Source organism: Saccharothrix ecbatanensis, from assembly GCF_014205015.1.
Lineage (GTDB): Bacteria > Actinomycetota > Actinomycetes > Mycobacteriales > Pseudonocardiaceae > Actinosynnema > Actinosynnema ecbatanense.
The window spans coordinates 1,331,218-1,345,341 of sequence record NZ_JACHMO010000001.1 but is presented as its reverse complement, the minus strand read 5'-3'; the positions used below and the strand labels follow the sequence as shown (position 1 = coordinate 1,345,341).

The window sequence follows — 14,124 nt, the reverse complement described above, 5'->3', positions numbered from 1 at the left end:
GCACGCATCGTGTTCTCGGCGACACGCTATGCCATTGTCATTGGTAGGACCATTCGTGAGAGTGGCTCACACCGTGGACGAGTTCATCCGATCGCTACAAGCGGCTTCGGGTTCGGGGCTATAGTCGCACCGCCAGGACGTTCCGATGTAGCGACGTTCGGCGATGACGCGCGAGACCACTCGGAACGGTCCGCCTTTGAGCAACTACCGACGGTGAATACGCTCATCGGCTCGGAACGGTCCGCTTTTGGGCAACTACCGGCTGTGATTCCTGCCCAATCCGGGTAACGAATCGGACAAGGCCTGTATCCGATGGCCTCTCCGCGCGATTGACAATCGACTGGGCGTGGATACCGGCGTGAACCCGAAGGCGGAGGAAAGAAGCATGGCCCTGGAGAAGCACGACATCGTCGGGGCGTTGCGCAAGTCGTTGAAGGAGACCGAGCGCTTACGCCGCCAGAATCGCCAACTGCTCGACCGGGCGGGCGAGCCGCTGGCGATCGTCGGCATGAGCTCGCGCTTCCCGGGCGGCGTGGGTTCGCCGGAACAACTGTGGTCGCTGGTGGCCGAGAAGCGGGTCGGGATCCGAGAGTTCCCCGACGATCGCGGCTGGGACCTGGACAACCTGTACGACCCGGACCCGGACCACCCCGGCACGGCGTACACGCGCCACGGCGGCTTCCTGGACGGCATGGCGGAGTTCGACGCCGAGTTCTTCGGGATCAGCCCCCGTGAGGCAGTCGCCATGGACCCGCAGCAGCGGTTGCTGCTGGAGGGGACGTGGGAAGCCCTGGAGGACGCGGGGATCGATCCCACGACGCTCAAGGGCAGCGACACGGGCGTCTTCTGCGGCCTTATGTTCTCCGACTACCAGTTCGTCGCGGGTCTCAGCGATCGCAGGCCCGAGATCGAGGGCTACCTGTCCATCGCGTCGTCGCCCAGCGTGGCCTCCGGCCGCATCAGCTACACCTTCGGCTTCGAGGGCCCCGCGGTCACGGTGGACACGGTGTGCTCCTCCTCCCTGGTGGCCATCGACTTGGCCGCCAAGTCCCTGCGGGCTCGCGAGTGCTCCCTGGCCGTGGTCGGCGGAGTGACGACGTTGGCGCGGCCCAGCGCGTTCGTGGAGTTCAGCCGCCAGCGCGCCTTGTCGGCGGACGGGCGCTGCAAGGCGTACGCGGCAGCGGCCGACGGCGTCGGCTGGGCCGAGGGCATGGGTCTGCTCGTGTTGGAGAGGCTTTCCGACGCCAAGCGCAACGGGCACACGGTCCTCGCCCTCGTGCGCGGCAGCGCCGTCAACCAGGACGGGGCCAGCAACGGCCTCACCGCGCCGAACGGCCCGTCCCAGGAACGCGTCATCAGGCAGGCCTTGGCCGCCGCCGGACTTGAACCGTCCGATGTCGACGTGGTCGAGGGGCACGGCACCGGAACGCCGCTGGGTGACCCCATCGAGGCGGAAGCGCTGCTCGCGACCTACGGCCAGGAACGGCGGAACGGTCCGCTGTGGTTGGGCTCGATCAAGTCGAACATCGGCCACACCCAGGCCGCGGCCGGGGTGGCGGGCGTGATCAAGATGGTGATGGCGATGCGGCACGAGACGCTGCCGCCGACGCTGCACGTGGACGCGCCGTCCCCGCACGTGGACTGGACGGCGGGTGAGGTCGAGCTGTTGACCGAGGCCCGGCCGTGGCCCGCGGGTGACCGGCCGCGCCGTGCGGGCGTGTCGTCATTCGGCGTGAGCGGCACCAACGCCCACGTCATCCTTGAAGAGGCTCCGGCGGAAGAGCCGGAGGAGGCCGCGGAGGACAGGACCGGTGTCCGACCGCCGGTTCTCGTGCCGCTCTCGGCACACAGCGAGGCCGCGCTGCGCGAGCAGTCCGACCGCCTCAGGGCGCACATGATCGCCCACCCGGAGCTGGACTACGCGGACATCGGCCTGTCCCAGGCGACCGCGCGAGCGCACCTCGAGCACCGCGCCGTGATCGTGGCGGCCGATCGAGGCGCCCTGCTGACCAGCCTCAGCGATCTGACCTCGGGCGAGCCGGCCGCGAACGTGGCGGAGGGCCATGTCCTCGGCACTGGCGTGAAGTCCGTGTTCGTGTTCCCGGGTCAGGGCGCGCAGTGGATCGGCATGGCGGTGGACCTGCTCGACTCCTCCCCCGTGTTCGCCGCCGAGATCGCCGCGTGCGGCGAAGCCTTGGCCCCGTTCGTGGACTGGAACCTCGACGACGTGCTGCGGGCAGCCCCCGACGCACCGTCCTTGGAGCGCGTCGACGTCGTCCAGCCCGCGCTGTTCGCCGTCATGGTCGGTTTGGCCGCACTGTGGCGTTCCTACGGCATCGAGCCGTCGGCCGTGGTGGGCCACTCGCAGGGTGAGATCGCCGCGGCCTACGTCGCCGGAGCCCTCACCCTCAGCGACGCCGCAAGGATCGTCGCCCTGCGCAGCCAGCTCGTCCGCGACCGCCTCGCCGGACACGGCGGCATGATGTCCGTCTCCCTGCCGGTGGACCGCGTCGAAACGCTCATCGCACCCCACGCCGGTCGGGTGTCCATCGCCGCCGTCAACGGACCCGCGACCGTCGTCGTCGCCGGCGAACCCGCAGCACTCGACGCCATCCTCGCCGACTGCCAGCGCGACGACATCAGGGCACGACGCATCGCCGTCGACTACGCATCCCACTCCCACTACGTCGAGGCGCTGGAAGACGAACTCCTCCGCGTCCTGGCGCCGGTGACTCCGGTGACCGGCACGATCCCGCTGTACTCCACCACCACCGGCGGCTACATCGACACCGCCACCATGGACGCCGCCTACTGGTACACCAACCTCCGCGGCCAGGTGCACTTCGAACCCGCCATCCGCGCCCTTGCCGACAAGGGCACCGGCTGCTTCATCGAGGTCTCGCCGCACCCGGTCCTGACCATGGCCGTGGAGGAGACGACCGCCGCCCACGGCGCGGTCGACAAGATCGGCGTGGTCGGTTCCCTGCGCCGCAACGAAGGTGGCCTGGCCCGCTTCACGCTCTCGCTCGGCGAGGCACACGTCGCCGGTGTCAGGATCGACTGGGCCGCCTGCTACGCCGACATCGGCGCCAAGCGGGTCCCCCTGCCCACCTACGCCTTCCAGCGGCAGACCTACTGGTTGACGGCATCGGTGCGGGGCGGCGACGTCGCGTCCGCCGGTCTCGACCGGATGCGGCACCCGGTGCTCGCGGCGGCCGTGCAGGTCGGGGACCGCGACGAGTGGGTCTTCACCGGACGCTTCTCCACGGAGACGCAGCCGTGGGTCCGCGACCACGTGGTGCTGGGCGTGGTGATCGTGCCCGGCGCCGCGCTGGTCGAGCTGGTCCTCGCCGCCGCCAACCACCTCGGCTGCGAACTCCTGGACGAGTTGGTCTTCGAGGCGCCGCTGATCCTGGACGAGGACTCCGCGCGCCACATCAAGGTCACCGTCGGTCAGTCCGATGAGGACGGACGACGCGAGATCGCCCTCTACTCCACCACGGAGGTCGCGGCCGACTCGGACGGTGCGCGGCAGGTCGTCCGGCACGCGCGCGGCCGGTTGGCCGCCGAGGCCGAGCCCATGGCGGCGTTCCCCGCCGACTGGCCGCCGGTCGCCGCCGTCGAGTCCTCGGCCGACGCGCTGTACGAGCGGCTCGCCGAGATCGGGCTCGACTACGGCCCGGTGTTCCAGGGCGTGCAAGCGGTGTGGCGCAGCGGGAACGACGTGTACGCCGAGGTGACCCTGCCGGAGGACATCTCCGTCGACGGGTACGCCATCCACCCGGCGCTGTTCGACTCCGCGCTGCACGCCAGCATGGTGGGCAAGGTTGCCGGGTCGACGCCGGACTTGCCGTTCTCCTGGTCGGGAGTGCGGCTCGGGCGTCCGGCGTCCGCGCAGGTGCGCGTGCGCATCCGCCTTTCCGGCGAGTCCTCCTTCAGCCTCGCCATCGCCGACGAGAACGGCGACATGGTGCTGGCCGTCGACAGCCTCGCCGTGCGCCCCGCGGAGCCTGGGCAGCTGGAGAACGCCCAAGAGGGCGGGAAGAACCCCCTGTTCCAGCTGGAGTGGACCGCGGTAACGGGCAAGTCGTCGCAAGCCCGCGTCGCGGTGCTCGGCGACCTGGACGCGCCGGGTGACCGCTTCGCCGACCTGGCCGCCTTGCAGGCAGCGGTCGCCGGCGGCGCGGCAGCCCCGGACCTGGTGCTCACCGCGATCGAGACCCCCGAGTCGGACAGCCCCGCTCACGCCGCGAACGCGGTCGCCGAGCGCACACTGGCCCTGGCCCAGCACTGGCTGGCCGGTGAGGGGCTCGACCACGCCACGCTCGTGACCGTGACCCGGCGCGCGATCGCCGTCGGCTCGGAGTCCCCGGACCTGGCCCAGGCGCCGGCATGGGGCTTGCTGCGCAGCGCGCAGACCGAGCACCCCGGCCGCTTCGTCCTGCTCGACACCGATGGTGGCGTCCAGCCCGACTGGAGTTCGCTGGCGGGACTGGACGAACCGCAGTTGGCGGTGCGCGGCGGTGCTCTCCTGGCGCCACGCCTCGCGCGAGTGTCGGCCGGTCCGGCCGGTCAGGCGTGGCGGCTGTCCAGCACCAAGAAGGGCTCGCTGGAGAACCTCTCCATCATGCGCTCCCACGGGGACCGCGCGCTCGGCGTCCACGAGGTGCGCGTCTCCGTCCGGGCCGCGGGCCTCAACTTCCGCGACGTGCTGATCGCCCTCGGGATGTACCCGGGTGACGCGCCCCTGGGCAGTGAAGCGGCCGGCATCGTGCTGGAGGTCGGCTCCGGTGTCACCGACCTCGTCCCGGGCGATCGCGTGTTCGGCCTGATGACGGACGCTTTCGGCCCGATCGCCGTGGCCGACCGCAGGACCGTCGCGCCGATGCCCGAGCACCTCACCTTCGCGGAGGCGGCGGCGATCCCCGTCGTCTACCTGACCGCTTACTACGGTCTGGTCGACCTGGCCGACCTGCGCGCGGGCGAGAAGTTGTTGGTGCACGCGGCTGCCGGTGGTGTCGGCATGGCCGCCGTGCAGCTGGCCCGCCACTTCGGCGTCACGGTCTTCGCCACCGCCAGTCCGTCCAAGTGGGACGCGGTGCGCGCCCTGGGCGTGCCGCAGGAGCGCATCGCCTCCTCGCGCGACCTCGGCTTCCGCGGCGCTTTCCACGATGCCACCGGTGGAGAAGGCGTCGATGTGGTGCTGAACTCGCTGGCCGGCGAGTTCGTGGACGCGACGCTGGAGCTGCTGCCGCGAGGCGGGCGCTTCATCGAGATGGGCAAGACCGACCTCCGCGACCCGGAGTCCATCGCACGCGAATGCCCAGGTGTGCGCTACCGCTCCTACGACCTGATGGAGGCCGGGCCCGAACGCATCCAGCAGATGCTGGTCGAGATCGCCGAGCTGTTCACCCGGCGGGTGCTGTCCCCGTCGCCGATCCGTTCCTGGGACGTGCGCCAGGGCCAGGACGCGTTCCGCTTCCTGCGCGAGGGCCGCAACGTCGGCAAGGTCGTGCTGACCGTCCCGGCTCCTCTGAACCCCGACGACATCGTGCTGATCACCGGTGGCACCGGTGGGCTCGGCGCCTTGTTCGCCAAGCACCTCGTCACGAAGCACGGCATGCGCCGCCTGCTGCTGGTCAGCCGGCGGGGCTTGGCCGCGGGGGGCGCCACCGAGCTGGTCGCCGAGCTGGAGTCGCTCGGCGCGCAGGCACAGGTGGCCGCTTGCGACGTGTCGGACCGTGAGCAGCTCGCCGGTTTGCTCGCCTCGCTCGACCGGCCGCTCACCGCGGTCGTCCACACGGCCGGCGTACTGTCCGACGGCGTCATCGAGTCGCTGTCCGACGAGCAGCTCCGTTACGTGATGCGGCCGAAGCTGGACGCCGCCTGGCACCTGCACGAGCTGACCTCGCGGATGGACCTGTCGGCCTTCGTGCTGTTCTCGTCCGCCGCGGGCCTGTTCGGCAACCCCGGTCAGGCCAACTACGCCGCCGCCAACACCGCCGTCGACGCGCTCGCGGCGTTGCGGCGGGCGGCCGGTCTGCCGGCTCTCTCCTTGGCGTGGGGCCTGTGGGCCGACTCCACGGGGATGACCGGCGAGATGGACGAAGCCGACCTCGCCAGGATGGCGCGCACCGGCATCGGCGCGATCTCCGCGGCGTCCGGCCTGGAGTCGTTCGACCAGGCTCTGAGCTCCGAGGCGGCTCTGCTGGCCCCGGTGAACCTGGACCTGGCCGCACTGCGCGACCAGGCGCGGTCCGGCGTCCTGCCCGTCCTGCTGCGTGGACTGGTGCGCGCTCCGGCTCGTCGCGCCGACAAGGGCCGTTCCCTCGAACGGCGCCTCGCCGGTGTGGCCGAGGCCGACCGCGAGCAGGTCGTGCTGGAACTGGTGCAGGTCCAGGTCGCGTCCGTGCTCGGGCACGCCTCGCCCGCCGCGATCGACCCCTCGCGCGCCTTCAAGGACCTCGGCTTCGATTCGCTCGCCGCGGTCGAGTTGCGCAACCGGCTCACCCAGGTTTCCGGCGTGCGGCTGCCGGCAACGCTGGTCTTCGACTACCCCACCCCGATCGACGCCGCCCGGATGATCCTCGCCGAGGTGGGTGGAGGACCCGTCGAACAGGGCCCCTCACCGCTCGAGGAGGAGCTGCACCGGCTCGAATCGCTCCTGATCAGCCTGTCGGGCGACGAGCAGCAACTCGTCGGGGCCAAGCCGCACATGCGCTCGCTCAGCAACCGGTTGCTGACCATCCTGAGCGCCGCGAACGGCGACCTGCGCGACCTGGACGACGACCTCGAAGACGACCTCACCATCGTCTCCGACAGCGAGATGTTCGACCTGATCGACAAGGAGCTCGGATCCGTATGACCGGAAAGACGACCGACGACCGGAGCGGATCGATGAGCGACGAGCAGAAGCTCCGCACTTACCTGCGTCGAGTGACCGCTGAGTTGCGCACGGCCAACCGGAAGGTGGACGAGCTCCAGCAGCGGGCCGTCGAGCCGGTGGCGATCGTGGGTATGAGCTGCCGCTACCCGGGTGGCGTGACTTCACCGGAAGAGCTGTGGGAGCTGGTGTCGTCCGGTCGTGACGGCATCGGCCCGTTCCCGACGGACCGCGGCTGGGACCTGGAAGGTCTCTACGACGCCGACCCCGACCGGACCGGACGCGCGTACGCCCGGGAGGGCGGGTTCGTCGACAGCGTCACCACGTTCGACGCCGGCTTCTTCGGGATCAGCCCGCGCGAGGCCACCGCGATGGACCCGACCCAGCGGGTGACGCTGGAGGCGGCGTGGGAGGCGTTGGAGGACGCGGGCATCGACCCGATGTCCTTGCGTGGCAGTGACACCGGTGTGTACGCGGGCACCGTCAGCTCCGACTACGGCGGCACCCTGCTGCCCGAGTCGGAGGGGTTCCGACTGACCGGCACCCAGAGCAGCGTGATGTCGGGTCGCATCGCCTACAGTCTGGGGCTGGAAGGGCCGGCCATCACGATCGACACGGCCTGCTCCGCTTCCCTCGTCGCCATCCACCTCGCGGTGAACGCGCTGCGCGCCGGCGAGTGCTCGCTGGCGCTCGCCGGTGGCGTCACCGTGCTGGGCGGCCCGTTCCTGTTCGTGGAGTTCAGCCGCCAGCGCGGACTGGCGCTCAACGGGCGTTGCAAGCCTTACTCCGCTTCGGCTGACGGCACCGGCTTCTCCGACGGGCTCGGCCTGGTGGTGTTGGAGCGGTTGTCGGACGCACGGCGCAACGGGCACAAGGTGCTGGCCGTAGTCCGTGGCAGCGCGGTGAACCAGGACGGCGCGAGCAACGGTCTGACCGCGCCGAACGGCCCGTCGCAGGAACGGGTCATCCGGCAGGCGCTGGAGAACGCCGGCCTGAGACCCGCCGAGATCGACGTGGTCGAGGGTCATGGCACCGGCACGGTGTTGGGCGACCCGATCGAGGCACAGGCACTGCTGGCGACCTACGGCCAGGAGCGCGAGAACGGTCCGCTCTGGCTCGGCTCGATCAAGTCGAACATCGGCCACACGTCGGCCGCCGCCGGGGTAGCCGGTGTGATCAAGATGGTCATGGCGATGCGCAACGGGACGCTGCCGCCGACCCTGCACGTGGACGCGCCGTCACCGCACGTGGACTGGAAGTCCGGTCAGGTCGAGCTGCTGACCGAGGCCCGCGAGTGGTCGGCGACCGGTCGTCCGCGCCGGGCGGGTGTGTCGTCCTTCGGCGTCAGTGGCACCAACGCCCACCTGATCCTGGAAGAGGCGACGAGCCTCGACACGCCGGCCGACGACGAGCAGCCGGTCGAGTCCGTGAAGCGTCGTCCGGTGCCGGTCCTGGTGTCGGCGCGCACCGAGAACGCGCTGCGTGCGCAGGCGGAGCGGCTGCGGGCGCATCTGGAACGACAGTCGGACATCTCTGCGGCCGATGTCGCGTTCTCGACCCTGACGACGCGCGCGCTGTTGGAGCGGCGCGCGGTCGTGGTGGCCGCCGATCGTGAGGAGCTGCTGGCGGGCCTTGCCAAGGTGACCGGCGGGGAACCCGCTGTCGGTGGCCGGACGGCGTTCTTGTTCACGGGTCAGGGTTCTCAGCGTCCGGGCATGGGCTTGGAGCTGGCCGAGACCTTCCCGGTGTTCGCCGCCGCTTTGGACGAGGTGTGCGCCGCACTGGACCCGCTGGTCGGCCGTCCGGTGCGCGAACTTCTGTCCACTGAGGATGGATCACTCAACCAAACCGAGTACACGCAGGCCGCGCTGTTCGCGGTCGAAGTCGCCCTGTACCGCCTGGTCGACTCGTTCGGCATGAAGGCCGACTACCTGATCGGGCACTCCGTCGGCGAGCTGGCCGCCGCCCACGTCTCAGGCGTGCTGTCCCTCGCCGACGCGTGCGCGCTGGTCGCCGCACGCGGTCGACTCATGGGCGCGTTGCCTGCTGGTGGCGCGATGGTCGCCGTCCAGGCCGACGAGACCGACGTCGCCGCGTCCCTCATCGGTTACGAGGGCCGGTTGGAGATCGCCGCTGTCAACGGACCGCGAGCGGTCGTCGTCTCCGGCGACACCGACGCCATGGACCAGTGGTTACCCGCTTGGGACGGCCACAAGACCACCAGGCTCCGGGTGAGCCATGCGTTCCACTCCCCCCGGATGGAACCCATGCTGGCCGAATTCCGTGCTGTGGCACAACGTCTGGTCTACAAGGCCCCGTCGACCCCGATCATGTCCAACCTCACCGGACAGGTCGTCACCGAGTTCGACGCCGACTACTGGGTCCAGCACGTTCGCCTGGCCGTCCGGTTCGCCGACGGCATCCGCACCCTGCACGACCTCGGCGTCCGCCGGTACCTCGAACTGGGGCCGGACGCCACCCTGACCGCCATGGCGGGGCAGGTCCTCGACCAGATCGACAACGACACCACCGAAAACGTGGCGGTCGTACCGGCCTTGCGTGCGAAGCACAGCGAAACCGCCACCTTCGCCCTGTTCATCGGCCGCGCGCACGCCGCCGGCGTCGAGGTCGACTGGAACGCCTACTACACCGGCGCCGGCGCCCAGCGCGTCGACCTGCCCACCTACGCCTTCCAGCGCGAACGCTACTGGCTGGCCCCCACCACCGGCTTCGGCGACAACTCCGCCGCCGGCCTGGCCGCCATCGACCACCCCGTCCTCGCCGGCCTCGCCCTCATCGGCGACCGCGACGAGTGGCTCTTCACCGGCCGCATCTCCACCGAAACCCAGCCCTGGGTCGCCGAACACCTGCTGCTCGGCTCCATGGTCGTGCCGGGCACGGGACTGGTCGAGCTGGCACTCGCCGCGGGACGCCACGCCGGCTGCCCGGTGCTGGACGAACTGGTGCTCGAAGCTCCCCTCCTCATCCAGGAAGGCGTCACCCGGCACCTGCAAGTCGCCGTTGGGGCGCCCGGCCGGGACGGCCGCCGTGAGGTGACCATCTACTCGCGGCCGGACAACGGCATCGGCGAGTCCGAGTCGACTTGCCACGCCCGGGGCACCCTCGGCGAGGACAGCGAGTTCACCCCTGCCTGGCCGACGCAGTGGCCGCCACAGGACGCGGAACCGCTGCTCGTCGACGAGCTCTACGGCCGTCTCGCGGACATCGGCTACGACTACGGCCCGCTCTTCCAAGGCGTGCACGCCGTTTGGCGCACCGCCGACGAAACGTATGCCGAGGTGTCCCTGCCCGAAGGCCACGACGGCTTCGACATCCACCCCGCGCTCTTCGACTCCGCCTTGCAGAGCGGCGTCATCCTGCTGACCGAGAACTCTTCCGCGACGCACCTCATGCCCTTCAGCTGGAGCGGCGTGCAGCTCCAGCGGCAAGGCGTCTCACGACTGCGCGTCCGCTCCAAGATGACCGGCGAGACCTCGCTCCGGCTGGACGCCGTTGACGAGAACGGCGCTCCCGTGGTGTCCGTGCGCTCCCTCGTGGTGCGGCCCGTGGAGCAGGAGCGCATCGACGGCGCGCACAGTGGCGCGCTGCAATCGCTGCACACCCTCGACTGGACCCGTGTCGAGGCCGGGCCGTCCACTGGAACTCCCGACATCGCCCGGATCGGCGCGGGAGAGGTCTACGCAGACCTGGGCGTCCTGGAACAGGCGCTCGCCGAAGGAAAGCCCGCGCCTCAAGCGGTGCTCGCCGCGGTCTCCGTCACCGATGGGGGCACCCTCGCGTCCACTCACGCCACGACCGCCCACGCGCTCGCACTGGCGCAGAGCTGGTTGGACAGCGAGTTGCCGGCCGAGACCAGGCTGGTCGTGACGACCCGGCACGCGGTCGCCGTGGGTGACGAGACCCCCGACATCGCCCAAGCCGCCGTGTGGGGTCTGCTGCGCAGTGCGCAGTCGGAACACCCCGGGCGTTTCGTCCTGGTAGACGTCGACGGCGACGAGCCCGACTGGGCCGCCGTGCTCGACACCGACGAACCTCAGCTCGCGGTCCGGGCGGGCACGCTGCTCGCACCCAGGCTCGCCTCCGCCACGGCACCGACCACCCAGCCAGACCCCATCAACCCCAACGGCACGGTGGTGATCACCGGCGGCACGGGTGGCCTGGGCGCGTTGTTCGCCCGCCACCTCGTGACCACGCACGGCGTGCGGCACCTGTTGCTGCTGAGCCGACGCGGCCTCGAAGCCGACGGCGCCGCCGAGTTGGTCGCCGAGTTGGAGGCGCTGGGCTGTGCGGCCCAGGTCGTCGCCTGCGACGTGTCCGACCGGGTCCAGCTGACCGACGTGCTGTCCACCGTCGAGCAGCCGCTGACCGCGATCGTGCACGCCGCCGGTGTGGTCGATGACGGCATGATCGAATCGCTGTCCCCGGCCGACCTGGAACGGGTCATGCGACCCAAGCTCGACGCCGCATGGCACCTGCATGAACTCACGATCGCCGCCGACCTGTCCGCCTTCGTGATGTTCTCCTCGATGGCGGCGTTGATCGGCAGCCCCGGCCAGGGCAACTACGCCGCCGCCAACGCGTCACTCGACGCTCTGGCCGGCGCACGCCGCGCCGCAGGCCTCCCCGCCACCTCACTGGCCTGGGGCCTCTGGTCGCAGACCACCGGCATGGCGGGAGAGCTCAGCGAAGCCGACCTGGCACGCCTGGAGCGCATGGGTATCAGTGCGCTGTCCCACGAGCACGGGCTCGCGCTCTTCGACTGGGCGCTCGGCACGGACGCGGCGCTGGTGGCACCCGTCCAGCTCGATCCGGCCACGCTGAGGACCCAAGCCCGGTCCGGCGTGTTGCCCGCGTTGCTGCGCGGCCTGGCGCCCGCCCCGGCTCGGCGCGCCGTCACCGGCGGTTCACTGGCGCAACGCCTTGCAGGCGTCGTGGAAGCCGACCGGACGCGAATCCTCCTGGAGGTGGTGGCGGAGCAGGTCGCGGCAGTCCTCGGCCACGCCTCCGCCGCCGCGGTCGACACCGAACGCGCGTTCAAGGAACTCGGCTTCGACTCGCTCAGCGCGGTCGAACTGCGCAACCGGCTCACCCAGAGCACCGGCGTCCGCCTCCCCGCCACGCTGATCTTCGACCACCCGACCCCGGCCGCGGTCGCACGACTGCTGCTCGCCGAGTTCGGTGGTGTCGAAGAAGCGCCGAAGCAGGTGGTCAAGGCGAAGCCGGTCACGCTGGACGAGCCTCTGGCGATCATCGGCATGAGCTGCCGCTACCCCGGTGGGGTCAGCTCACCGGACGAGTTGTGGGATCTGGTGGCCACGGGCCGCGACGCGGTGGGCGGGCTGCCCACTGACCGTGGCTGGGACCAGAACATCTACGACCCCGATCCCGACCAGGTCGGGAAGATCAGCACCAGCGGCGGCGGCTTCCTCGGGCGCATCGGGGAGTTCGATGCCGAGTTCTTCGGGATCAGTCCGCGTGAGGCGCTGGCCATGGACCCGCAGCAGCGCTTGTTGCTGGAGGCGTCGTGGGAGGCGTTCGAGCACGCCGGTATCGACCCGACCTCGCTGCGCGGCAGTGACACCGGCGTGTTCGCCGGCGTCGTGACCACCGACTACGGCGGCATGGCCTCCTCGGAGCTGGAGGGCTACCGCCTGACCGGCACCACGACCAGCGTGGTGTCCGGCCGGATCGCCTACACGTTCGGTTTGGAGGGTCCGGCGCTGTCGGTGGACACCGCCTGCTCGTCGTCGGCTGTCGCTCTGCACCTGGCTTCGCAAGCGCTGCGGTCCGGTGATTGCTCGCTGGCGCTGGTCGGCGGCGTCACCTTGCTGGCCGGTCCCTACCTCCTGACCGAGTTCAGCCGTCAGCGTGCGGTGTCTCCTGATGGGCGTTGCAGGGCGTATTCGGCTTCGGCTGACGGCACCGGTTTCTCCGATGGTGTCGGTGTGCTGGTGCTGGAGCGGTTGTCCGATGCCCGGCGCAACGGGCACAAGGTGCTGGCCGTGGTGCGGGGCACTGCGGTGAACCAGGACGGCGCGAGCAACGGCCTCACCGCGCCCAATGGTCCGTCCCAGGAGCGGGTGATCCGGCAGGCGTTGGCCAACGCCGGACTGGCACCGTCCGATGTGGACGCTGTTGAAGGCCACGGCACCGGCACGGTGCTCGGCGACCCGATCGAAGCCCAGGCACTGCTGGCGACCTACGGCCAGGAGCGCGAGAACGGCCCGCTGTGGTTGGGGTCGATCAAGTCGAACATCGGGCACACGTCGGCCGCCGCCGGTGTCGCCGGTGTGATCAAGATGGTCATGGCGATGCGTCACGAGACGCTGCCGTCGACCCTGCACGTGGACGCGCCGTCACCGCACGTGGACTGGGAGTCCGGTCAGGTCGAGCTGCTGACCGAGGCGCGCAAGTGGCCTGCCGACAACCGTCCGCGCCGCGCCGCCGTGTCGTCCTTCGGCGTCAGCGGCACCAACGCCCACATCATCCTGGAAGAAGCCCCCGCCGAGCAGCCGGTCAAGGTCGGGTCACCGCAGCCTGCGGGTGCCATTCCGGTTGTCTTGTCGGGTCGTGGCGAGGCCGCGTTGCGGGCGCAGGCGGAGCGGCTGCGGAACCTGGTCGCCGCCGATGTGGAGGCGTCGGTCGCGGATATCGGTTTCTCCTCGGCGACTTCGCGTGCGCTGTTGGAGCGGCGTGCGGTCGTGGTGGCCGCCGACCGTGAGGAGTTGCTGGCCGGGTTGTCCGCGTTGGCGGCAGGCGAACCTGCCGTGAACGTGGTGGAGGGTCAGGTCGTCGGCTCTGGCGTGAAGTCGGTGTTCGTGTTCCCGGGTCAGGGAGCGCAATGGGTCGGCATGGCGGTGGAGTTGTTGGACTCCTCCCCCGTGTTCGCCGCCGAGATCGCCGCCTGCGGCGAAGCACTGGCCCCGTTCGTGGACTGGAACCTCGACGACGTCCTACGCGCGGCCCCCGACGCGCCGTCCCTGGAACGCGTCGACGTCGTCCAGCCCGCACTGTTCACCGTCATGGCAGGGCTGGCCGCACTGTGGCGCTCCCACGGCATCGAACCCTCCGCCGTCGTGGGCCACTCCCAGGGCGAGATCGCCGCCGCTTACGTCGCCGGTGCGCTGTCACTGACGGACGCCGCCAGGATCGTCACCCTGCGCAGCCAACTCGTCCGCGACCACCTCGCCGGACACGGCGGCATGATGTCCGTCTCCCTG

General features: G+C 70.6%; 2 protein-coding genes (1 of these 2 only partly in view). Both read left to right on the top strand.

Features of this window, described 5'->3' with window-relative positions; translation table 11 throughout:
- The first annotated feature begins 385 nt into the window (after positions 1-385).
- Positions 386-6,865: an SDR family NAD(P)-dependent oxidoreductase gene (locus tag F4560_RS05960; RefSeq protein WP_184917293.1), complete on the top strand. Its 6,480-nt coding sequence runs from the start codon at positions 386-388 to the stop codon at positions 6,863-6,865.
- Positions 6,862-14,124 carry the 5' portion of a type I polyketide synthase gene (locus F4560_RS05955; RefSeq protein ID WP_246477742.1) on the top strand. 3,399 nt of this gene lie beyond the right edge of the window, so 7,263 of the gene's 10,662 nt are visible here — the first part of the coding sequence; it begins with the start codon at positions 6,862-6,864; the stop codon falls past the right edge of the window. The genes F4560_RS05960 and F4560_RS05955 overlap by 4 nt, the downstream gene beginning before the upstream one ends.

Coding starts and splice junctions, on each gene's coding strand:
- F4560_RS05960 (WP_184917293.1), top strand. CDS start 386: ATGGCCCTGGAGAAGCACGACATCGTCGGGGCGTTGCGCAAGTCGTTG.